This is a genomic window from Haematospirillum jordaniae (genome assembly GCF_001611975.1).
GTDB classification, from domain to species: domain Bacteria; phylum Pseudomonadota; class Alphaproteobacteria; order Rhodospirillales; family Rhodospirillaceae; genus Haematospirillum; species Haematospirillum jordaniae.
The window spans coordinates 1558518-1581239 of the sequence record NZ_CP014525.1 but is presented as its reverse complement, the minus strand read 5'-3'; the positions used below and the strand labels follow the sequence as shown (position 1 = coordinate 1581239).

Here is a 22722-nt window from a genome sequence, read left to right as displayed (position 1 = left end):
AGGAATGATCAGGAACCCGTAACAGGACGACGAAGAATCATGTAGACGCATCCATAGCTCCCGGCAAAGAGACGTCGCATTGCAATCTCATCACGAACACCCGCAATAACAGCAGACAAGGTTTGATCCGTACAGGCGTCAGCCTCCAGATCCTCCACCCGCCTTTCTAAAGGACCGTAATAGTCCAGCCACCATCCCTCTTCGGGTAGAATCTCGGCATGGACAAACGAATACCCGGCTCCCATTCCCAGAACCATTGCAGACGAGACTGTTTGCATATCGGGATAAGCTGCCTTCCAGAACTGTTCGGCATCATGCGGAGGACGGGCGGTTAACCACATCCAGTCTGACAACACCAAGAAACCACCTGGCTTCAACAGCGACCACCAGGAATCTAGGGCATTCTCAAGACCAATCACATAAGCTGCCCCTTCGGACCAGACAACATCCAGAGACTGCTCTTCCAGACCGGATCCCACCATATCAACGGCCTGAACATCAATATGTTCTGATAATCCCGCTACAGCAGCGGATCGTTCCAGCTCTTCGAGGAAAGGACGGTGCAGGTCAACAGCAACAACACGGGCGCCTAATGTCTTGGCTAGGACAAGAGAACTGCGTCCATTTCCACATCCCATATCCGCAATTCTGGGAGAGTGAGGCAAACTTTTTCCCAGACGAAGCGCCAATGATTGCGCGAAACAGTCCAGACCTGGCCCCTGCCGCGGCAACCCCTCAAAGACGCGCGAAAACGCTTCAGCTGCCGGTATTTTATCCAGTACATCAACCATGCGAGGCTATCCTTTCCTTACAGGCAGACATACATTCGTACTCCACCCCTTATATCTCCGCACTTATGTTCCAAGATAACAGCAGGGCAGATGCTGCATGCTTGGCCTGCCCCGCAGCATCACGTCCGCCAACAACCGGCGCAAGGGCTACCGCTCCCTCCAGAAGAAGGGCAAGATCCCACCCCCGTGCATCTGCCTGACCAACCCCCTGCTCACCCAACCGTTCTGCAAACCATGGACCCGCCCAACGGCAGCGAAACACAGCATCACCGGCTATGCTGACGTCATGCCCGGAAAACTCCCCGACTGCGCGCAACAAAAGGTTCCCCTGCGCCCCTTCATCATCGAGCCAGTCCGCCAGGGCATCGAAGATTGCCAGAACTTCAGGCTGAGCCGGATCAGAACGTTCGACGACATGTCTATCTAGAAAGCTGCGGAATCGCTCATCACGACGCTCCAACACGGCACGGACCAAGGCATTCTTGGTCGGAAAATGTTTGTAGAAGGTCATCCTTGCAACCCCGGACTCCTGAACCAGTCTGTCCACGCCGGTGCCGTGAAACCCATAGCGATCGAAGAGTCTCTCGGCGACTTCTACCAAGGTATCACGTTTGAGTGACGGGCGTGCGGCATCTGTCCTCAATACGGCGGTACGACGCGGCATGAAATCTCTTCTCCTGCAATCGGGGGGATACGGATAATGGCACAACGCCTGTCCCTGTGACTTATCAGGCACAGCACGCTACGGCAACCCCGCCTTCACCAGAACCAAATACGACACTGTCAGCCCAGTACTACCAAACAACCATCTAATACCCCGGATCACCTTGTACCCCCTCAACAAACCAGTTCATGATCCTGATGCGGGCTTCTGTCAGACACTCCCCCTCCTTAACAACCAAGGCTCCGGCTTGATTCCGGACAGGACCACAAAAAGGAAAAAATGTTCCGCGCTGAAGGCCATCTTGCATCGCATAAACATCTCTGCGAGCCGCAGGGCCGACTGCTGCACTGAAGGGGGCAATCCGGATCATGTTAGACTGAACACCCCCAAGGAAAATACCAGGCTCCCACGCTCCATCCAGAACAGCCTGAACGCGATGGATATAGTAATCGCCCCAGTGATCCACTGTGGCAGTCAGCTGGCTATTGGGCCCAAACCGGCTCATATCAGAAGACTTGCCAAACACCATGACACCCCGCTCTTCGGCCAGTTGCACGACAACGGAGCTATCGGTATGCTGAATCAGAACATCAGCCCCCATTTCGACAAGACGCTCGGCCACAGCGCGCTCCTTGCCAGGGTCGTACCATGCGTTGACAAAAATAACCTTGACGACCGCATTAGGATTAAGCCTGCGCAAGGCAAGTGTGAAAGCATTAATACCGCGTATAACCTCCGGCACCGGTAATGCTGCGACATAACCAATAATGTTTGAACGTGTCACATGAGCAGCAATCGTCCCCAAAATGGCCCGTCCTTCATGAAAACGGATACCGTAGACAGCAACATTGGGTGCCGAGAAGTACCCCATCGCATTCTCGAACCGGGTATGCGGGAAGCGTGCTGCGACAGTAAGTGTAGGGTCCATAAAATCAAAGGATGCAGCAAAGACTAGATCGTATCCCTGACGGGCAAACAAGGACAGGGCATGCTCTGCATCCGCACCGGAAGGAACACTTTCAACATAAGATGTTATAACCCTGTCGCCAAAATGCTCTTCAACGGCACGCCGCCCCTGATCATGCTGAAATGACCACCCAAACGCACCAACCTGCCCAGGGTAAACAAAACCAACCCTGATAGGCCGACTATCAAGTGGCAGACCAAAAACAGAAACAGGAAAAAGAGAACAAGAAAGAATCAAGGCAAAAAGAGAAAAGTATTTCATAGCCGTCCTACAGGACCGGGATGACTGTATCACACAGTGAAAGCTGCTGCTTACGGGCAATCAATATGATCCGGTCGATAAAACAGGCAATGGATTAACAGAATATAGCGTTTTGAGGCAACGGCATCGTATATGAATATAGTGCAGGGAACATAAGAGACCGCTACCACATTGATACACCGGTGAACTAACCTCAATTCCAGAATCTGCGAAACAGCACCAAGAAAGAGATGGAAAGAACCATGGATGCAGAAGCCATAACAGACGCTGGATCTGGCCCTGTTACCTTGGATTCCGCGCTGTGGTATCAGATGGTAGCTCGTGTCTTGGGTCAAGAAGATGCGGAAAAAGCTCTCTCCTCCCACCTCCACGACGGCTTTTCTATCAAGCCGCTTTATGGCAGGCACAACACAGACGTTGCCGACATTACCCCACCGGGCTTTTCTCCCTTCATACGCGGAGGGGCAGCCTCCGGGGCAGTTGTTCATGGCTGGGATATCCAGCAAGAATTCAAGCATCCTGACCTTCAGGTTACAAACCAAGAGCTCCTTGAAGATCTGGAGAATGGCGTCACATCCGTCTTGCTGAAATGTGATGCCACGGCCCAGCGCGGAACAGACAAGCAACCAGTATCCACTGATGACACAATGCCCTGCGATGGGGTTTTGATGTTCACTGCAGACGATATGGATACAGCTCTGGCTGGTATTCTTCTGGAGGCTGTTCCTGTCACTCTGCAAATGGGGAATGGTGCATGGGCGGGGGCTGCCTTTCTGCAAGCCGTCTGGCGCAAGCGAGGTTTAGCTGCACATGAATGCAGCGGTTCCTTTAACATCGACCCGGTCGGAATACTGGCCAGAACCGGGCTTCTGATACAAGGTCATGAACAGGCTCTGAAAGACTTGGGCGTCTTCACGCGCAGAACCGTGCAGCATTTTCCTTATGTCGGTGTTGCTGCGGCGGATGGGACCATTTGGTCTGATGCCGGCGCAACCGATTGCCAGGAAATCGCCTGCGCCTTGTCTACGGCTCTTCTTTATTTACGCGCCATGATAGCTGCCGGGCTTGACGTAGAGGAGGCATGCTCCCGCATTTGCTTTGTCCTGACAACCGGAGCAGACCTGTTTGCAGGCATTGCCAAGCTGAGGGCAGCACGCATGGCTTGGGCCCGGGTTGCATCAGCCTGCGGTGCTTCCGGGCCGGCAACAAGCATGCGTCTTCGGGCCATAACAGCAAGCCGCATTTTGTGCCACCGTGATCCGTGGAACAATATCTTGCGCGCAACCCTTGCCGGAATGGCTGCCGTCCTAGGGGGAGCCGGCAGTATCACAACACTGCCTCCTGACGCTGCAAGCCAATTTCCATCCCGTGATGCACGGCGGATTGCGCGCAACATCCAGCATATCCTGCGCGATGAAAGCGGCATCGGACGTGTTCTTGATCCTGCCGGCGGATCTTGGTTCTTGGAAACACTGACACGACAGATGGCAGAAACAGCGTGGACGCACTTCCAGGAGCTGGAAAGACACGGGGGTATCCTGCCAAGCCTCCTTGATGGCTCTCTACAACAGATGCTGGATGCCGCGTGGGAAGCACAGACCAAGGCTATTGGCTGTCATGCAGACCTGATGACTGGCGTCAACCGGTTTCCTTCCCCTGACAGGCTATCCATGCCCGAGCAGGGCATCAATCATTATGCCCTGCGCAAGGGTGTGGCCGCGCGTCTACGCACTGTACCGGAAACGGTACAGGCCAACAGTCTGGATGCATTCTTCCACGCCGCAGAAACAGCCCGTCTGTCGGGGCTGACAGCATGGCTTGCCGGCGATCACCAACCAACAAGCCTTGCCCCACTGCCATGCCGTCGCGTAGCAGAAGAGTTTGAAAGTCTGCAGGATGCGTCTGAGCAAGCAGCCCGTACCGGGAAAAGACCAGCCATTCTTCTGGCGTATACGGAGGGATGTTCTGATGCCATGACTTTTGCCCGGCATGTCTTATTATCGGGTGGCTTTAACGTTGTGGAATGCGGGAGACCTGAGTCCGTTGATGCCATAACAAGCCGTCTTGGCGCACATCCCAAGCTTGATGTATGCCTGTGTACAAGCCCAGATCTATGGCCATCCTTGTCTGAACGTATACGCCGGACCGGAATTAGGCACATCACCGCCGTGACGGAGACACATATGGACTGGCCTGGTGCAGATACCGTTCTGTCCCGGACAAGCCACGCTCCGGACTTCCTGCGGGCCTGCCTCCAACGCGCGGGAGCATGGCCCCATGTCATCCATTCCTGATTTCAGCACCCTTCCCCTTTATGAAGACGGGTCGTTACCCGGACATGCACAAAACGGCAATATCGAAACATGGGCCGAACATTTCGTGCACGAAGCAGGCTGCCAACCTGATCAAGCGGTATGGAAGACGGCAGAAGGCATCCCCGTAAAACCTCTGTACACGTCCTGCGACACAGAAGGACTGCCGTGCATTGACAGCCTTCCGGGCTTTCCACCCTTTGTACGCGGCCCCTATCTGACCATGTATGTCCAGCAACCCTGGACAATCCGTCAGTACGCAGGATTCTCGACAGCAGAGGAATCAAACGCTTTCTACCGCCGCAATCTGGCTGCAGGACAGAAGGGGCTTTCCGTCGCCTTTGACCTGCCGACACACCGCGGATACGACAGTGACCATCCACGCGCGGGCGGAGATGTCGGGATGGCCGGCGTCGCGATCGACAGTGTGCTGGATATGCGCATCCTATTCTCCGGAATCCCGCTGGACAAGGTCAGTGTCTCCATGACCATGAACGGCGCAGTTCTGCCGATTATGGCGCTGTACATTGTTGCCGCAGAGGAACAGTGCGTACAACCCCGGCACTTGTCAGGAACCATCCAGAACGACATCCTGAAAGAGTTCCTAGTCCGTAACACCTATATTTACCCGCCCGAACCATCAATGCGGATTGTCTCCGATATCTTGGCCTATACCGCGGAGCATATGCCGAAGTTCAACGCAATCTCTGTGTCGGGCTACCACATGCACGAGGCCGGGGCGACAGCAGACCTGGAACTGGCCTACACACTGGCCAATGGCATCGAATATGTCCGTGCAGGGCTGGCTGCAGGGCTGGATATTGATCAATTTGCCCCGCGCCTGTCCTTCTTCTGGGCAACAGGCATGAACTTTGCCATGGAAATAGCCAAAATGCGGGCGGCGCGCATGCTATGGTCTTCCTTGCTGGAACCGTTCAATCCCCGTCTGGACAAATCACGCATCCTGCGCGCGCACTGTCAGACATCCGGCTGGTCGCTGACGGCTCGTGATGTCAGTAACAATATCGTACGCACATGCATAGAGGCCTTGGCCGCAACACACGGACAAATACAATCCCTGCACACAAATGCCTTTGACGAAGCCTTGGCTTTGCCAACAGAAAACTCGGCCCGCATTGCACGTAACACTCAGCTGTTCCTGCAACAGGAAACCGGAATAACCCGAACCATCGACCCATGGGGAGGCAGCTTCTATCTGGAACGCCTGACACACGACCTAGCCCGGCGTGCACGGGAACACATAGAGGAAATTGAACGCGAAGGCGGCATGGCAAAAGCCATTGCAACGGGCCTGCCCAAAATGCGTATCGAAGAAGCCGCAGCCCGGACCCAAGCTCGCATTGACTCCGGCATACAGCCTGTTATTGGCGTTAACCGCTTCCGTCCTCTTCATGACGAAACAACCGAGGTTCTGAAAATTGACAACGCCGCCGTACGGGCCTGTCAACTAGAACGCCTGTCTGTCTTGAAGCATGAGCGTAATACCGCTGACGTAGAGCAAAAGCTGCAAGCCCTGACCAAGGCAGCAGAAGACAAAAGCGGCAATCTTCTGGCCTTGTCAATCGAGGCTGTCCGCGCAAAAGCCACCGTGGGCGAGATATCCGCAGCTCTGGAAAAAGTGTACGGTCGTTATCAGGGCAGCGCACGCGTTGTTTCCGGCATCTATTCCCGGGAGATCAGCGGGATGGACACAGTCTTTGAGCAGGTCCAGCAACAGGTCGAACACTTTGCAGCCCTTGATGGCCGCCGACCGCGTATTCTGATTGCCAAAATGGGGCAGGATGGTCACGACCGGGGGCAGAAGGTTATTGCCACGGCCTTTGCCGACCTTGGGTTTGATGTCGATATTGGCCCCTTGTTCCAGATGCCTTCAGAAACCGCCCGGCAAGCCGTGGAAAACGATGTCCACATGATTGGCGTCTCATCTCTTGCCGCTGGACACCTGACGCTTGTACCCGCCCTGAAGCATGAACTGGAGAAGCTCGGTCGCGGGGATATCCTGATCCTTGTCGGCGGCGTTATACCGCCACAAGACTTTGACGCTCTGTACAAGGCCGGAGCAGCCGCCATCTTCCCCCCCGGAACACAGATCAGCAAGGCTGCATCCACAATTCTGGACGCGCTTAACACGCAACGGGGATACGACAGGAAACCCTGAGATAGCGCTCAAAGCCCACCACACGACAGGAGCTATACCTTGAACTCATCGGGTCACCTGACCACAGATGACTATGTCACCGGCATACGATCCGGGGACAGGGGAATCATGGGACGCGCCATAACCCTGATCGAAAGCCGCGCCCCGCATCACCGCAGGGAAGCCGACGCATTGATATCAGCCCTGCTTCCCTTTTCCGGGACAGCCCTGCGCATGGGAATATCGGGTATACCGGGTGTCGGAAAATCAACACTTATAGAAACATTCGGAACGCTTTTGACCGGACGTGGGCTGAAGGTCGCCGTCCTGGCGATTGATCCAACATCTAGTCGATCCGGCGGATCTATTCTTGGCGACAAAACCAGAATGGAGAAGCTGGCAGCGGATCCCCTGTCCTTTATCCGACCCTCCCCCACATCCGGTCATCTGGGCGGTGTAGCCCGCACAACGCGGGAATCCGTTATCGTCTGCGAGGCTGCGGGGTATAATGTTATCTTGATTGAAACCGTGGGAACCGGACAGTCGGAAACCTGCGTCGCCGATATGGTGGATGTCTTCCTGCTGCTGATATTGCCCAATGCCGGCGATGAATTACAGGGCATCAAGAGAGGCATCCTAGAACTGGCTGATATTGTCGCCGTCAATAAAGTAGACAATCAGGATGATCCCGCTGCCCGGCAAACATGCCAAGATTATCGATGCGCCCTGAATATCGTGGGGCGTACAACACCATCTGGCTGGAAAACGCCTGTATTGCCAATCTCGGCCCTTCGTAATCAGGGCTTGGAAACACTGTGGGACACAATACAGGCGTATCACACCCTGCAAAAAAGCAGCGGCACACTGGAAGCTAGGAGACAGCAGCAAAAGCATGCCTGGATGTGGTCCCTGGTACAGGACCGTCTGGATACCCTGTTCCGCGAACATCCAGACGTCAGGCGTCGGCTTCCCGGCATCGAAGCTGATATCAGCCGGGGAACCCTTGACCCGTCAAAAGCTGCAGAAGAATTACTCTCGGCCTTTATCGCCTAACCCAGGACACATCAGGCCGCGCGCCTTCGCAAATCCTTCAGCGAAACCACCGAACAGACAGGCAGAACCTCTGCATCATCAACCAAAACCGGGGTTACTGATGCACATCCATTGAACCGGGTCATCAAGGCCGCAGAATAGGCACCAAGCCGACCAATCTCGATCCAGTCACCGACCTGAACATCCGACGGTAACCAGAATGGCCCCGGCATGGTATCCACACTGTCACAGGTCGGACCGTACAGATCAAACCCCTGCATGGATGCTGTCGAGAAATCACGAGAGGCGTTTCTGAAAAGCTGCATCGGGAAACAATTGCCAAGATACTTCAACTCGGCAAGGGAACCATACGTTCCTTCGTTCAGATAAAGCTTGGTATCACGACGTAATTCCACGCGGGTAATAACCGACGCCCCATCCGCAACCAAGGCACGACCTGGCTCGCAGTACAAACGGCAGCTTCCAGGGAGATCCAGCGCCTGAACCTCGGGAGCAATGGCATGGCAAAATAGCTCGAATTCAGGCTCTTCTCCTGTATAGATTCCGGGAAATCCACCACCAATATCCAAGACGGAGAGAGGCACGCCCGCAGCCTGAATAACCTGCCCACACAACCGAACCGCTTCGACAAAAGGAGCCGTATCAACACACTGCGAACCAACGTGGAAGGTGAGACCGGCACAATTCCCCGTGGACTGGATACGCTGAAGCAACAGGACGCTGTCCGCAACCGAGGCACCGAATTTTCCGCTGAGGCACATCATAGCCTGCCCATAGGGCATATCAAGACGAACAACCAGCGTCATATCCAGAGCATTATCCGTCGCAGCCAGAATTTTCTCCAGCTCATCGACATGATCGAGCGCAAACATACGGACGCCGTGCTCAAAATAAGCTTCACGCACAGCATCATGGCTTTTGACTGGATGCATGTAGTGACATTCAACCCCGGGGAAACGGGCTTTCACTGTGCGAAGTTCCGTAAGAGAGGCAACGTCAAAATGACGAATCCCACCTGCATACAAGGCATCTAACACAGACGGCGTGTGATTACACTTCACAGCGTACATCACATGCCCGGGAAAAGCCCCGACAAGGCGGGCCGCCCTGGCCGCAATAACGCGAGGGCGGATCAACATAAGTGGATCGCGTGGACGAAGTGTCCCCACTGCTTCCTGTGCGGAAGCATAAAGGTGGCTCATGGCACCTACTCCCAACCAAACCGGACCGGACGGGCACAAAACCCGATGGCGCAAATTCGATCGAAGAGCCGGTCGCCGTGCGTACTCGGAGAACGATGTTCGGTAGAGCAGCCGTGCTTAGGGCAATCTTTCGAGGCCCCTGTATGCCGACCCCGAAAGACGCCGTAAAGAAGAATCGTTACAAACAGCTAAAATTTTCTACACAGAACCAGAATAACGATATGAACTTGGTAAATAATCAACGATGCGTCAGGCGACGGATCCACTCCGGCAACATGAAAGCAGCCGCATGTATATCAACATTGTAATAGTCGGTCTGTATCGTGCTGTGGCGGAATCTCTCCTCCACCACATGCCTTGGGGCCGACCCCAAGGCCGTTCCACGTGATCCCCAGGTCAGGGCCATAAAGCCGCCGACATACGTTGGCGTTACGGTCAGGTAACAACCCGAGTGCGAAAATACCTGACGCAACTGAGCCAAGGTTCCAGAGAGTTCTTCGGGCTGGAAAAAGGGAACGCCATTCTGGAATACAACCACACCGGTGTCGGTCAGAGATTCTCGCAGCAGTTCATAAAATTCTGTCCGGAACAACACTTCAGCAGGTCCAATTGGATCAGGACGATCGGCAACGATCAGGTCAAAAGCCCCCCTATTCTCACCCTCCCGCATAAAATCAAAGGCGTCCCTCACATGCAGAGTAAAGCGTGGATGGTCAAAAACCCCCTTGTGGACAGAGGCAAGGTGCGTCTTGCACAAGGCAACAACACGCTCATCAATCTCGCACATATCAACGTGCAGATCAGGGTGCTTCAGGGCTTCCTCGGCCACGGCGCCATCGCCACCGCCAATGATCAGCACACGTTTCACGGTGCCCGTTTCCAGAATTGGCAGATGGGTCAGCATCTCGGAATAACTGGCTTCATCCCTTTCGGTAATCTGGACATTCCCGTCCAGCACCATGACGCGCCCGACACTGGGCGTGTCAAAAATCTGGATATGCTGGAAAGACGACCTTTCATCAGCCAGCATGTCACCTTCTATGGCCATTGTCTGGGCATAACCGCGGTGAAGAGTCTCGGAGAATATGCGGGTCATCTGCTGGGTCCTGCACGTGTGTCGGCCAAATATACCGGTGCAGGGATATAGGACACAGTACCGGAAAATAAAACCCCGAAAGAGAGGGATACAACCCTAGGGCCCCCCGGCACACCACCCGGACTCCCAGAACGCGCCTTCCTGCTGTCGCAGGACGTCACACAAAAACGGCATCATGTCATCGGCAGCCTTGATCACAGACCAAGGTGGATTGACAAAAACAAGACCGCATCCATTCAGACGGGACGGGAACAGATCAGGATAAACACAAAGCTCGACGAACCAGATCCTGGTTCCTGTCAAACTGGAAAGCGCTGCCCGGAACGCCCTGTGGCTGTCCGGGTCCTTGACAGGATACCAAAGAGCATAGGTCCCGCTGGCCCAGCGCCTCAGGCCATCTTGGACGGCACGCTCCATAAGCTGGAACTCGTCACGACGCTCGAACGGTGGATCAATCAGCACCAACCCCCTGCGTTCGGGCGGTGGCAACATCGCCTTGATCGCCGCATAGCCATCGCAAGCCTGAACCCGCACGCGCGGATCACGACCCATATTGGCCGACAGCAAAGCCACATCATCGGGGTGCAGCTCGCACAGGGCCAAACGATCATTCTGCCGCATGGTTTCGCGAACGATATACGGGGACCCTGGGTAAAAACGGTCGGTATCACCACCAATACGGCGCACAAGGTTACAATAGGAAACCAGAGGATCCGGAACAGCTGCAACATCCAGAAGACGCCCTATTCCCTCGGTCCACTCCCCGGTCTTGCCGGCCTGCGCACCCTGCAAATCATAAAGCCCGGTCCCTGCATGGGTATCCAGAACAAAGAACGGTTTTTCTTTCTGCTTCAAATGCTCCAAGGCTATCAGCAGAAAAGCGTGCTTGAAGACGTCGGCAAAGTTTCCGGCGTGATAGGCGTGGCGATAATTCATAAGCTTGACATGTCAGGAGGGAGCCAAGGAACACAGACATACAGTCCAATACCCTTAGCACCAAGGAAAAAAGCCTAGATCCCCATTTCAGAAAGCCCGACCAAGGCTTGGCGGATCACTTGACGACCACGCGTCATGACCATCTCCTGCCAATCGGGCGTATCCGGATAAAAGGCACGCCGCATAGCAGCCTTGACCACCCGTGTTCCCGGATCATGCCAGGACAGAGTCCGGCTGGTGCGATACAGCCCGTGATCTGCACGCAGGGCCGCAAAGACCTCTGCCCACGGCCAAGTCCCGAATTCCAGACCAAGCATACAACCACGTTCCCCAACAACGGGATGCCAGAAATAATCAGACAGACCATAGCGGGCAGGATGGGGTGTAGATACAGACAGCAGCTCAGAAACACTGGCCCCGAACCACAAGCGAGCCATGCGAGCCGCCCGTGACTCCGGAGAGTGCGCAGAGGACAACCCACCATAGCCAAAAGGACCGCAACCGCTGCGGACATCGACAATACACAGGCTGGCACGCCCCGCAAGATCATAATCCCGGACCAAGGATTCCAGAACAATGCGCGACCAGGATGGGCCAGAACCGCCATAGAACAAGCCTTCAGGATGGCTGTACTGACCTGATGCGAGAAGATGCTCTGCGACACCTCCCGTTTTGCTTTCGATAAAAGCCTTCAGATGATCATCTGCCTGAGCAAGAATTTTAGCATCCAGTGATGCCGGCACCACATCATCCGCCACGGTACTGTAAGCCGTGTCATCAGGCAGAGCCGAAGAGAAATCAATAAAGTTGCGATTCAAGTTTATGCCATCCTCGGTTACCTGCCGTAACCAAGCAAATCCCCATGGATTTATGGCGTGTATCAACATCACCGCACAACTGTCGGGCAAATGGCCGGGACCACCACCGGACAACCAGTCTGTCTGAATGGCAGATCCGCAAAACCCGTCAACACCATGGGTCGCCGATATCAACACCAGAACACGTCTTGCCGCACGCGGACCAGCCCATACCACGTCACAGGCCAACAATTCACCAAAGGGTCCTGTCAAGGCATGACGCCGGCTGTCAACGGACAAGCGCTCTCCCTCTGCAGCCAAGCAGAAATTACGCCGTGCCTCCTCGTAGTTTGCAGGAAAAGCAGCCAAGAAAGCAGGTAATGGATTCAGCTCTGCCTGTAACTGGTTCACCACACCCATTCCCCTGTGGAAAATAAAAGTAAACAGACAAGATAGAATAAAATTAGAAAGGATCAGATCATATAACGCATTTACAGCAACCACAAAAATTCTTTAACTTTGTCTTTGTTGCAGCCATGAATCGATGTCGTGAAGAATGTAAAAGGAAGAACGCATAAAGCGTTGTATCCAGCCTGATGTCTTCATGACCAGAGAGCCGGAAAGGTATCCGCAATGCTTGATCGTAGACTTACATGCTCCGCACTAAAGATTGTCGGCTTTGTCTTTACTGTCCTTGTATGGATGACTCCGCTTGCAGGACATACCCAGCCCTTGGCCAATGAAACCTGGGTCTACTCTGTCCTCAGGGATGGCAATCCCATCGGGACGCATAGCATTGCTTTCAATCGTCAGGGGGAAACAACCACTGTCCAGATCAAGACAGAGCTGGCCGTTCAGATCGCCTTTATCACAGCATTCCGCTATGAGCATGAGTCAACGGAAACGTGGAAAGGAAAGAAGCTGGCAAGCCTAGTATCAAAAACCAATGATGATGGCACACATCACAACGTCTCCGTTACAGCGGCCAAAAATGCCCTGAGCGTTACCGCAGATGGCACGGAGAAGCAGGTTCCAGCTGATATTCTTCTCCATAATCAGTGGAATCTGGATAACCTGACCCGCAAGACCCTGCTGTCCCCGTTTGATGGCAAAGTGCTAAACATATCCTTTGCAGGACCGACCAACGAAACCATCGAGATCAACGGCAAAAGCTTCGACACACGCCGCTACACCATGAGCGGGGATCTGGAGCGGACCTTCTGGTACAACACCAAGGGACAACTGGTCCGAACCGCGCTGAAATCACGCGGATCGGACATTGCGTATGAACTGCGTTAATCACCGGGGTCGGCGACGAAGCGCACGTATTGCAAAACGACCAGGGTGCAACGCCTCATACAAATCGGTATCTAGGGGCAAGGGGGAGCCATCACACAAGGCCCCCAATGCCTCCGCCAAAAGGAAAGCCGTCTGAAAGCCCCGGGATCCAAGGGCACCTAGGACATACAGGCCATCAATCAAGGGAGCCTGGGGGTACGAAGTCCCGGAGCGGCCATGATGCAGGTCGCGGTATGCTTCCTGCCAGTCCTTTACCCGAAACAAGGGCCCAACCATCGGCATGTGGTCGGCAATGGTCGCCCTCAGCGAAATTCGCCCGCCACACGGCTCCCTGCCCTGCCAACGATCTGCCACGGTCGGCACATGATTGCCAAGTAGATCAAGAGACCGGCGCGCATCATCGGCCCGTTCCATCGCCCAGCTGTTATCGCCAATATCAATCCATCGGTCATAGGTTGCCCCCAGTACCCGCATACGGCCCGCATCACCGGTACCAGATACAGCCGGGGACAGATACCCGCCAAAAGACAAGGCAACATCGGGTAACCCCGGAACCTCCGGCATAAAGGAAATATGCCCGCGGTTTGCCCGTACAGGCAGGTCAGCCTCCGGACAAAGACGGGGAAGATAAGGACCTGCCGCCAGTACAACAGCATCGGCTTCGATACCTGTTCCTTTCAGAAGCCATCCGGAGGCCGTTCTGTCCAAGGCCGTAACCTCACCCTGCACCAAGGGAATGTCTGCACTCAGGGCCTGACACACAGACAAGGGGCGGATGGACAAGGCATCGGGAAACCACAAGCCACCGGGCGACGAAGACACGCCGATACCGGCAAGGGCATGCGCCTCTACAGCATCAACCGGAACAGCGACCCCCGGCGGCAGGGTAGGAGCAAGAGCCGCCATTTTCCCGTATTCATCATCACTGCGGGCCACCGATAAAATACCCCGGCCAATCACCAGATCCGGCCACGTCTTTTCAAGCTCGGCCATAACGCGCAGGGTATGCAGGAAAGCCAAGCCATAAAAGCGGCCGTGTATACCCTGATCCAAGGTCAGGCGCGGCTTCAGCAAACCACATGGGTTTCCCGAGGCACCCTGCCCCACCTGTCCGGCACGATCAACCAAGATTGGATCAAAGTCGCGGCGTTTCAGGGCGGCAGCGGCACTACACCCCCCTATTCCCGCACCGATAATGGCAATGCGTGCTCCGGCACGCAAAGGAGCCGGGCGCCTAAACCAAGGATGCGGACAAGACGGTAATGACTGCTGCAAGACGGCTGCAATACATTCGCGCTTGCGCCCATAGCCTCGACGTTTCTCGACACGAAACCCCAAGGACTCCAGCGTACGCCGTACCGGCCCCGCAGCCGTAAAGCTGGCAAGGCGTGCCCCGGGCACAGACAAGGATGCAACAGATTGCAACACCTCGGAACGCCACATATCTGGATTGCGGGATGGCGCAAAACCATCCAGAAACCAGGCATCAACGCGGGCTGACAATCTGGCCAAAGCCGTACCAACCTCCCCAAACCGCAGGTGAAGACGCACCCTGCCCTCTGCAAACATCAGCACATGGGCACCCTGGAAAGCCCGGGGCCAAACAGCAACCAGTTGCTCTGCCAAGGGCGCAAGGGCAGGAAACGCAGACAAGGCGCGGCACAAGGCATCCTTGGGCAAGGGAAAACCTTCGACAGAAACATAGTCTAGAAACTGGCTGCGGGCAGGATCATCCAGCCACGCCTTCCATGTCAGCAGAAAGTTCAGACCCGTACCAAAACCAGTTTCAGCAATGGTATAGTGCGCCCGCCCTTGCCAGGATCGGGGAAGATCGCACCCGTCCAAGAACACGTGACGACTTTCGGCATCTCCGCCATCCACCGAGAAATAAACATCATCAAAAACACCGGAAACCGGCGTCTCGTCATCCCGCCAGACTAGACGGGGATCACCCAAGGTATCGCGCATAAGAACTCCGTTGCCTGCAACGGCCGCACCCTGCCACGAAACAGGCCGGGTGTCTTCCCCGGCCTGCATGATACATATTTTTCAGGGATGAGCCTGCAATCAGAGCCCAACCCACCAATAAAGAAAAACAAACAAGAAAATCCAAACGACATCAACAAAGTGCCAGTACCACTCGGCGAACTGGAACCCCAGATGCTTGGGGCCATCAAAATGGCCCAACAAGGCCCGCACCAGCATGACGCTCAGCATGCAAACCCCTATGAACACGTGAAAACCATGGAAACCTGTAGCCATATAAAACGTGGAAGGAAAAATACCCTCGCGGAAACTATATGTCAGAAGACCGTACTCCCACGCCTGAAACCCTAGGAAAACCAGACCGAGGGCGATACTAGCAGCCAAACCCGCCACAAGGCGCCACCGCTGCCGCAGGGCAATGCCACCCTTACCCCACATCAGGGTCAGACCGGATGTCACCAATATCAGAGTATTCGCCAGCGGAAGCCCGAAGGCATGCGCTGTTTCAATACCAGCAGGAGGCCAGACCCCACCAATAACGGGACTGAAATGCAGAGCATTATGAAAATAGGCCCAGAAGAACGCCACGAAGAACATAACTTCAGAACCGATAAACAAAGCCATGCCCATTTGAAGACCAGTTACCACCGGTGGGGTATGGGCCCTGTCAATACGGCTTTCCCGAATCACATCCCGCCACCATAGAACCATAGTCAACAGAACCAAGCCCAAACCACACAGCAGTATGAAAGGGGTCTCACCGTGCATATAGTCAACGCCACCCCATGCCATGACAAGGACCCCCAAGGAACCAAGGACCGGCCACGGGCTGGGATCTATGATGTGAAACGGATGGCTGCGGGCTGACGCGGCATGACTCATCACAAGACTCCTGATGACGTGGGGACAGGCATTCCATCCGGCTGATCCACAGGGAAAGAAGCTGCAGAATCGCTCTCTCCCTCAGGAATCCGGAAAAACGTGTAGGACAAGGTCATGGTTCCAACATCATTGACGTGTTGGTCCGAATCCATGGCTGGGTCAATACTGAACAGAACGGGCATGTCCATGGATTGACCTGGCTCCAGCCGCTGCTCCACAAAACAGAAGCATTCCTGCTTCACAAAATACTGGGCCGCCTTCATTGGTGTTACATTGAACGTGGCTGTACCCGAAACCGCTGCGGCGGATGTATTGGTTGCCCGGTAGTGCACCAGAACAGGTTCCCCCACACGGACAGTGACCTCCCGATCCAAGGGAACAAACCGCCATGGCATATCGCGGTTGATATTGGCGTCAAACCGCACCTTGACCAGACGCGCACCAATCTCGCCAGAGGCTTGACCAATACGGGGAGTTCCCTCCAGTCCGGTCAAGGCACAAATCATCCGATAAGCCGGAACTGCCGCAAACGCAACACCGATCATAACAACGGCCAAGCCAGCAAACAGGAGGGCAGCACGGATATTAGCCCGCCTGTGATCCCGCACAGCAGGATAGCCAAGTATCCGCGCTTCCCCCCCGCACATGGTCAGTGACCACCGGCCGGAGCAATATGCGGCGGGGTTTCAAAGCAATGCTCCGGCGGAGGGCTGGACAAGGTCCATTCCAAGGTGGTTGCCCCTTCACCCCATGGATTGGCTTCTGCACGGGCACCGGCCGCAAAGGTACGCCAAATAACCACCAAGAACAGAACTGCGCCCAAACCAGAAATATAGGAGCCTATAGAAGACACCATATTCCATCCTGCATAAGCATCCGGGTAATCAGGGATACGCCGTGGCATGCCGGAAATACCCAGAAAGTGCTGAGGGAAGAAGGTCAAATTGACCCCGATGAACATCACCCAGAACTGCACCTGACCAAGGCGTTCCGGATACTGGCGCCCGCTCATCTTGCCAATCCAGTAGTAAAAGGCCGCAAACATGGCAAACAAGGCGCCCAGAGACAGGACATAATGGAAATGGGCCACAACATAGTAAGTATCATGCAGGGAAATATCGACACCGGCATTGGCCAGAACAACCCCTGTCACCCCACCGATCGTAAACAGAAAAATAAAGCCGATCGCATACAGCATGGAGGCGGTAAAGCGAATGGAGCCTCCCCACATCGTAGCAATCCAAGAAAACACCTTGATGCCGGTGGGAACAGCAATGGCCATGGTAGCGGCCGTAAAATAGGCGCGGGTATTCACGGCAAGTCCGGTTGAGTACATATGATGTGCCCAGACCAAAAAGCCAACAAGGCCGATAGAAACCATTGCGTACGCCATGCCCAGATAACCAAACACAGGCTTTCTGGAGAACGTTGAAACAATATGGCTGATAATACCAAATGCCGGGAGAATCATGATATAGACTTCGGGGTGCCCAAAAAACCAGAACAAGTGCTGGTAAAGCATCGGGTCACCACCACCCGCAGGATCAAAAAACGCCGTACCAAAGTTCCGGTCTGTCAGCAGCATGGTCAGAGCACCGGCCAGAACAGGCAAACTGAAGACAAGCAAGAACGCTGTAACCAGCATAGACCACACAAACAAAGGCATACGGTGCATGGTCATACCCGGTGCCCGCATGTTGATGATTGTCACAAGGAAATTGATAGCCCCGAGGATGGAACTAACACCCGCGATGTGCAGGGCCAGAATGGAAAGATCAACCGCACGCTCCCCCATATGTCCCAAGGTCGACAGCGGAGGATACAAGGTCCAACCCGTACCGGGACCAAGACCGCTGAGACCCGCAATAACCAGCAAAAGGAAGGATGGCGGCAACAGCCAGAAGCTGATGTTGTTCATACGCGGAAAAGCCATATCCGGCGCACCGATCATCAACGGCACAAACCAGTTGCCAAATCCGCCGATCAGACCAGGCATAACCATGAAGAAAATCATGATAAGACCATGGGATGTCAGAAACACATTATAGCTTTGGTAATTATCACCAAAGACCTGCATCCCCGGTGCATGCAGCTCGGCCCGTATGGCTAATGACATAGCAGACCCAATCAATCCAGCCACGACAGCGAACACCAGATACATGGTGCCAATGTCCTTGTGGTTGGTTGAATAAACCCATCGCTTCCACCCTGTCGGCGAAGCATGTCCGTGCCCCCCGGAATGCGCAGCTACCGTATGACTTTCCATAACGCTTTTCCCCTTGCGTTTCTTGTATCGTGTTTGTTGTCTCGGCGTACAGCTGTTGCTAGTGCTCGTTCAAGGCGACCACATTCTCTCCACCATGCCCTGACGCGGCCGTTTCAGCAGCAACCCAACGATCAAAATCTTTTTTTGCAACAGCACGGACAGCAATCGGCATAAAGCCGTGCTGAACACCACATAGTTCCGAACACTGCCCATAATAGGTGCCCGGCTTTTCAATACGGATCCAAGTCTCGTTCAAACGGCCGGGCATTGTATCGGTTTTCACACCAAGAGACGGAACAGCCCAAGAATGTAGAACATCTTCCGAAGTCAGAAGAACGCGGATTGTTGTGCCAACTGGCACAACGGCTTCACGATCAACAGCAAGCAGGCGTGGATCACCTGACTGCAGCGATGCTGCATCCTTCATGAAGCTGTCAAAAGACAAGCCGCCGTGATCAGGATATTCATAAGACCAGTACCACTGATGCCCTGTTACTTTCAGGGTCATCTCGGCATCCTGTGCCTTGTCCATCATATAGAGAAGACGAAAGGAGGGAACCGCAATACTGATCAATACAAGAACAGGTACAAGCGTCCACAGAACCTCTACTGTCACATTATGGCTGAACGTTGCTGGCACCGGGTTTCGGTTTGCATTGAAACGTACGGCCACATAGCCAAGTAAACCAAGAACCAGAACAACAACCCCGGCCATAATCCAAGTAATGAAATCATGCAGCGACGTGATGTGCTCCATGACCGGGGTTGCGGCCTTTTGGTATCCCATCTGCCAAGGCTGCGGCTGTCCGCCGTCAGCAGCCAGAGCCTGGACAGCTGAAAAACAATAAACCGCCATAAACGACAATACCGGTACAAAACCGACGCGTGTTCTGTGCATAGAAGCCCCCCGGCCCCACCTTTTTGTGCCAAACACCTGCCTGCTTTCCCCACCGGCAGATGCTCTCTCCCCATCGTTTCATAACCAGCGGCACCAGAACCGTAACACGAATACGGGCCACCCATCACGATCAACGATAACGCAGTATCATTGTCACCCCTTCTCTTTTCAAGAGGCTATGTCCACAAATCCCATAAAAAATATCTGCCATAGACAGGCGTTCCACATAGCATCCCCTCATGAAGGCTTGTAGACGCGAACAAGGATGTTACACAGAGGATTCCACACCACCACGGTGCGGCCCGATCAGGAAACAATAACATTCCGGAATTGCCACGGATCATCACGGTCCAAGCATTCATCGAAGAAACGACTACGTCCGTTCAAAGGCGTCCATGACGTATATACACCCTCCACAATACCAAGATAGGGATCTGCAAGAGACAGTATATGTTCATGCGGTAAAGCTTCTGCTTCAAGGATACCGGCATCCGGATTCTCGATAGCCCATACAACGCCAGCTAGTACAGCTGCCGTAACCTGTAGCCCCGTTGCATTCTGGAAAGGGGCCAAACCACGCGCCGTTGCAATATCAAGCCGTGATCCATACCAGTAGGCATTCTTCTGATGTCCGAATAACAAGACACCCAACTCATCATGCCCATCCTGAATAGCATCAACAATCTGCACCGGTGCCTGCGGGGCATCCCACCCTTTTCCTGCAAGCTCATGCAGGCTGAGAACAGCGGCATCGCAAGGGTGATAGGCGTAGTGACATGTAGGGCGATACACAACACGGTCTCCATCATGGACCGTCAGATAATCCGCCAATGAAATAGATTCATTATGGGTAATCAGGAACCCGACAAACGGTCCCTCGCACGGCGTCCACGTACGCACCCGAACAGCCGCTCCAGGGCGATCCAGCCAAATGGAGGCCTTGCAGCCAAAGTCATGACAATGCCCACCTTGTGGCAAAGACTTCTCATGCGTTCCCCATCCCAGCTCTGCTGGTTGCAGACCTTCTGCAATAAATCCATCAACAGACCAGGTATTCACAAACGTCATCCGCTCTTTCGGACGCGCCGATCGCTGGGTATCCCGCTCTGCAATATGAATGCCTTTTATACCCAGCTTTTGCGCCAACAAGGCCCACCCCGTACGCTCTCTTGGGACTGTAGCGGCAACACCGGTATCACGTGCGATGTGCAACAAGGCCCGCTTAACAAAATGGCTGACCAGTCCAGGATTGGCGCCATGGGCCAACAGGGCCGTCGGCCCTTTCCCATACTGGCCTGCCATCAGAATGGCCTCTTCCCGGAGGGCATAGTTGCTCCTCTGAGCCGGAGAAGCGGCCGGGTCCGTATATCCACCAGCCCAAGGCTCTATACAGGTATCAATGTAAAGGGCACCCCATTCCCGGGCCAGGGAAACCAAGGCGACCGAACTGACATTCACCGACAGGTTCACGATAAAACCATTCCGCCCCTGCAACAGATGGGCCAAGGTCTGCCGCAAGTTGTCGGCATCCAGTGCCTGCTGGATAAAGCGCACGCCCATTTCTTCGGCGATATCCCGCCCCCTGTCATCTGCACTGACAACAGTGACGTCCTTGATTGGCAGATCGATGTGCCTGAACAGAAGCGGCAAGAAGCCCTGACCGATGCCACCAAAGCCAATAATGACTATAGGACCGTTAAAAACCGTCTGCCTAGGCACATACTCCATAGAATGCCCAACCCCTGAAAAAACTGAAGCAGCCCAAGGCCAACCCCACACTGGAATACAATGCCCAATGAAACCACCATAGGTATATCAGGCTATCTATACATGGAGACCCACGACTGCTGGAAGTGCAAAAGTGACGTAAAAAAACTGCCCCGGACCATGGTTCGGGGCAGTCGAATCAAAGAATAACATCGTGTTCAGATATAAAACGCTTGTAGTGGGGGGAAGCCGTTGAAAGCAACGGCCGAATATGTCGTGGTATAAGCACCGGCAGACCCTATCAGCACCTTGTCTCCAATTTCTAAGGAAACAGGCAAGGGATAAGGCGTATGTTCATAAAGCACATCGGCGGAATCACACGTAGGACCCGCCAAGACACACGGTGCCAGCTCTGCGCCATCACGCGGCGTGTGAATGGGATAACGAATGGCTTCCCCCATTGTTTCCGCAAGCCCGCCAAATTTTCCGATATCCAGATACACCCAGCGCAATTCATCCGGACGGGACGACTTTCTTGAAATCAGAACGACTTCGGCCTGCAAAATACCTGCGTTGCCGACCATGCCACGGCCAGGCTCAATAATTGTTTCCGGCATACGATTCCGGAAATGCCGGTGCAAGGCATCGCTGATTGCACGAGCGTAACTGTCAACGTCGGGAATATCGCGCAGGTAACGAGCCGGAAACCCCCCTCCCATATTGACCATGGAGAGGTCGATGCCTTTTTCCGACAAGGCCTGGAAAATTTCCGCCACATGCTCCAAAGCACGATCATAAGATCCAACATCACTCTGCTGTGATCCAACATGGAAGGAAATCCCGTAGGCACGCAGGCCAAGCGCATGGGCATAGACCATAAGCTCAACAGCCATCTCGGGCTCGCAGCCGAATTTGCGGGACAAGGGCCACTCTGCCCCTTCACAGTCGAACAGAATACGGCAAAACACTCGCGCCCCAGGGGCAACACGGGCAATTTTCTCCAGCTCCTCACGGGCATCAAACGCAAAAAGCGTTATGCCCATCTGATAGGCCCGGGCAATATCGGCTTCTTTCTTGATCGTGTTTCCATAGGAAATACGATCCGGCGTTGCCCCTGCTGCCAGCGCCATTTCGATCTCGGGGACCGAAGCCGCATCGAAACACGACCCAAGACCTGCCAGAAGCGACAGGATCTCCGGGGCCGGGTTGGCCTTTATAGCATAGAAAACACGCGCATCGGGCAAGCACGTGGCAAATGCTTGGTAATTGGCACGGACCACATCAAGGTCCACAACTAGACAAGGGCCCTCGGGACGGCGGGTTTCAAGGAAGTGATGAATTCTTTCAGTCATGGCAGCGAGCTTTCGGCTGTCAGGTTTCACGAAACCGGAAAACCACCCGGACAGCACCCCCATGCTTTTCCGGATATCCCGCAGGCTTCCGGCAC

The 22722-nt window shown here is 54.5% G+C and carries 18 protein-coding genes; 4 read left to right on the top strand and 14 right to left on the bottom strand.

Annotated elements, in window-relative coordinates; all coding sequences use genetic code 11:
• Positions 1-8: 8 nt before the first annotated feature.
• The 3 genes from AY555_RS07390 to AY555_RS07380 all read right to left on the bottom strand — a co-directional run bounded on the left by AY555_RS07390 (position 9) and on the right by AY555_RS07380 (position 2683).
• Positions 9-791, bottom strand: a complete 783-nt coding sequence (locus AY555_RS07390; protein WP_066135233.1) for a class I SAM-dependent methyltransferase — start codon at positions 789-791, stop codon at positions 9-11.
• Positions 792-840: 49 nt separating this feature from the next.
• Complete coding sequence (locus AY555_RS07385) at positions 841-1455, bottom strand: TetR/AcrR family transcriptional regulator (RefSeq protein WP_066135230.1); 615 nt, start codon at positions 1453-1455, stop codon at positions 841-843.
• A gap of 145 nt (positions 1456-1600) precedes the next feature.
• Positions 1601-2683: a BMP family ABC transporter substrate-binding protein gene (locus AY555_RS07380; RefSeq protein WP_066135228.1), complete on the bottom strand. Its 1083-nt coding sequence runs from the start codon at positions 2681-2683 to the stop codon at positions 1601-1603.
• Between the two features lie 242 nt (positions 2684-2925).
• On the opposite strand from AY555_RS07380, the gene AY555_RS07375 reads away from it, so the two are divergent.
• The 3 genes from AY555_RS07375 to meaB are packed head-to-tail and all read left to right on the top strand — an operon-like array spanning position 2926 to position 8206.
• Positions 2926-4977 carry a methylmalonyl-CoA mutase family protein gene (locus AY555_RS07375; protein ID WP_167798421.1) on the top strand — a complete coding sequence of 684 codons (2052 nt, stop codon included), beginning with the start codon at positions 2926-2928 and terminating at the stop codon, positions 4975-4977.
• Positions 4961-7174 (top strand): methylmalonyl-CoA mutase, encoded by a 2214-nt coding sequence (gene scpA, locus AY555_RS07370; protein ID WP_066135224.1) that lies wholly within the window; start codon positions 4961-4963, stop codon positions 7172-7174. Before AY555_RS07375 ends, scpA begins: the two co-directional genes overlap by 17 nt.
• A gap of 39 nt (positions 7175-7213) precedes the next feature.
• Positions 7214-8206 (top strand): methylmalonyl Co-A mutase-associated GTPase MeaB, encoded by a 993-nt coding sequence (meaB, locus tag AY555_RS07365; RefSeq protein ID WP_066135222.1) that lies wholly within the window; start codon positions 7214-7216, stop codon positions 8204-8206.
• An 11-nt stretch (positions 8207-8217) separates the two neighbouring features.
• On the opposite strand, the gene AY555_RS07360 is transcribed toward meaB, so the two are convergent.
• The 4 genes from AY555_RS07360 to AY555_RS07345 form a co-directional block, all read right to left on the bottom strand.
• Positions 8218-9408, bottom strand: coding sequence for a type III PLP-dependent enzyme (locus AY555_RS07360; protein WP_082811914.1), 1191 nt, complete (start codon positions 9406-9408; stop codon positions 8218-8220).
• A gap of 238 nt (positions 9409-9646) precedes the next feature.
• Positions 9647-10504: a polyamine aminopropyltransferase gene (speE, locus tag AY555_RS07355; protein WP_066135218.1), complete on the bottom strand. Its 858-nt coding sequence runs from the start codon at positions 10502-10504 to the stop codon at positions 9647-9649.
• Positions 10505-10600: 96 nt separating this feature from the next.
• A complete protein-coding gene (locus tag AY555_RS07350) occupies positions 10601-11440 on the bottom strand; it encodes a 23S rRNA (adenine(2030)-N(6))-methyltransferase RlmJ (protein WP_066135217.1) in 840 nt (279 codons plus the stop codon).
• Positions 11441-11514: 74 nt separating this feature from the next.
• Positions 11515-12651, bottom strand: a complete 1137-nt coding sequence (locus AY555_RS07345) for a DUF2817 domain-containing protein (RefSeq protein WP_066136768.1) — start codon at positions 12649-12651, stop codon at positions 11515-11517.
• 219 nt (positions 12652-12870) lie between these two features.
• Here AY555_RS07345 and AY555_RS07340 point away from each other — a divergent pair, with 219 nt between their 5' ends.
• On the top strand, positions 12871-13536 hold the full coding sequence (locus tag AY555_RS07340) for a DUF6134 family protein (protein WP_066135215.1): 666 nt from the start codon (positions 12871-12873) through the stop codon (positions 13534-13536).
• On the opposite strand, the gene mnmC is transcribed toward AY555_RS07340, so the two are convergent.
• The 7 genes from mnmC to AY555_RS07305 form a co-directional block, all read right to left on the bottom strand.
• Positions 13537-15573 (bottom strand): bifunctional tRNA (5-methylaminomethyl-2-thiouridine)(34)-methyltransferase MnmD/FAD-dependent 5-carboxymethylaminomethyl-2-thiouridine(34) oxidoreductase MnmC, encoded by a 2037-nt coding sequence (mnmC, locus tag AY555_RS07335; RefSeq protein ID WP_066135213.1) that lies wholly within the window; start codon positions 15571-15573, stop codon positions 13537-13539.
• A 30-nt stretch (positions 15574-15603) separates the two neighbouring features.
• On the bottom strand, positions 15604-16404 hold the full coding sequence (locus AY555_RS07330; RefSeq protein ID WP_066135211.1) for a cytochrome c oxidase subunit 3: 801 nt from the start codon (positions 16402-16404) through the stop codon (positions 15604-15606).
• A complete protein-coding gene (locus AY555_RS07325; protein ID WP_082811913.1) occupies positions 16404-17051 on the bottom strand; it encodes a cytochrome c oxidase assembly protein in 648 nt (215 codons plus the stop codon). Before AY555_RS07325 ends, AY555_RS07330 begins: the two co-directional genes overlap by 1 nt.
• A gap of 2 nt (positions 17052-17053) precedes the next feature.
• Positions 17054-18670, bottom strand: coding sequence for a cytochrome c oxidase subunit I (gene ctaD / locus AY555_RS07320; protein ID WP_066135208.1), 1617 nt, complete (start codon positions 18668-18670; stop codon positions 17054-17056).
• Between the two features lie 58 nt (positions 18671-18728).
• Positions 18729-19568, bottom strand: coding sequence for a cytochrome c oxidase subunit II (gene coxB, locus AY555_RS07315; RefSeq protein WP_066135207.1), 840 nt, complete (start codon positions 19566-19568; stop codon positions 18729-18731).
• Between the two features lie 306 nt (positions 19569-19874).
• Positions 19875-21296 carry a homospermidine synthase gene (locus AY555_RS07310; protein WP_066135205.1) on the bottom strand — a complete coding sequence of 474 codons (1422 nt, stop codon included), beginning with the start codon at positions 21294-21296 and terminating at the stop codon, positions 19875-19877.
• A 197-nt stretch (positions 21297-21493) separates the two neighbouring features.
• On the bottom strand, positions 21494-22627 hold the full coding sequence (locus tag AY555_RS07305; RefSeq protein WP_066136766.1) for a type III PLP-dependent enzyme: 1134 nt from the start codon (positions 22625-22627) through the stop codon (positions 21494-21496).
• Positions 22628-22722 lie beyond the last annotated feature (95 nt).

What these genes read in the sequence shown, in the direction of transcription:
- AY555_RS07350 (WP_066135217.1), bottom strand. Translation starts at nt 11,440, where the DNA reads ATGAATTATCGCCACGCCTATCACGCCGGAAACTTTGCCGACGTCTTC.
- mnmC (WP_066135213.1), bottom strand. Translation starts at nt 15,573, where the DNA reads ATGCAGGCCGGGGAAGACACCCGGCCTGTTTCGTGGCAGGGTGCGGCC.
- AY555_RS07375 (WP_167798421.1), top strand. Translation starts at nt 2,926, where the DNA reads ATGGATGCAGAAGCCATAACAGACGCTGGATCTGGCCCTGTTACCTTG.
- ctaD (WP_066135208.1), bottom strand. Translation starts at nt 18,670, where the DNA reads ATGGAAAGTCATACGGTAGCTGCGCATTCCGGGGGGCACGGACATGCT.
- AY555_RS07325 (WP_082811913.1), bottom strand. Translation starts at nt 17,051, where the DNA reads ATGTGCGGGGGGGAAGCGCGGATACTTGGCTATCCTGCTGTGCGGGAT.
- speE (WP_066135218.1), bottom strand. Translation starts at nt 10,504, where the DNA reads ATGACCCGCATATTCTCCGAGACTCTTCACCGCGGTTATGCCCAGACA.
- AY555_RS07360 (WP_082811914.1), bottom strand. Translation starts at nt 9,408, where the DNA reads ATGAGCCACCTTTATGCTTCCGCACAGGAAGCAGTGGGGACACTTCGT.
- AY555_RS07330 (WP_066135211.1), bottom strand. Translation starts at nt 16,404, where the DNA reads ATGAGTCATGCCGCGTCAGCCCGCAGCCATCCGTTTCACATCATAGAT.
- AY555_RS07380 (WP_066135228.1), bottom strand. Translation starts at nt 2,683, where the DNA reads ATGAAATACTTTTCTCTTTTTGCCTTGATTCTTTCTTGTTCTCTTTTT.
- AY555_RS07305 (WP_066136766.1), bottom strand. Translation starts at nt 22,627, where the DNA reads ATGACTGAAAGAATTCATCACTTCCTTGAAACCCGCCGTCCCGAGGGC.
- AY555_RS07385 (WP_066135230.1), bottom strand. Translation starts at nt 1,455, where the DNA reads ATGCCGCGTCGTACCGCCGTATTGAGGACAGATGCCGCACGCCCGTCA.
- AY555_RS07390 (WP_066135233.1), bottom strand. Translation starts at nt 791, where the DNA reads ATGGTTGATGTACTGGATAAAATACCGGCAGCTGAAGCGTTTTCGCGC.
- scpA (WP_066135224.1), top strand. Translation starts at nt 4,961, where the DNA reads ATGTCATCCATTCCTGATTTCAGCACCCTTCCCCTTTATGAAGACGGG.
- coxB (WP_066135207.1), bottom strand. Translation starts at nt 19,568, where the DNA reads ATGCACAGAACACGCGTCGGTTTTGTACCGGTATTGTCGTTTATGGCG.
- AY555_RS07340 (WP_066135215.1), top strand. Translation starts at nt 12,871, where the DNA reads ATGCTTGATCGTAGACTTACATGCTCCGCACTAAAGATTGTCGGCTTT.
- AY555_RS07310 (WP_066135205.1), bottom strand. Translation starts at nt 21,296, where the DNA reads ATGGAGTATGTGCCTAGGCAGACGGTTTTTAACGGTCCTATAGTCATT.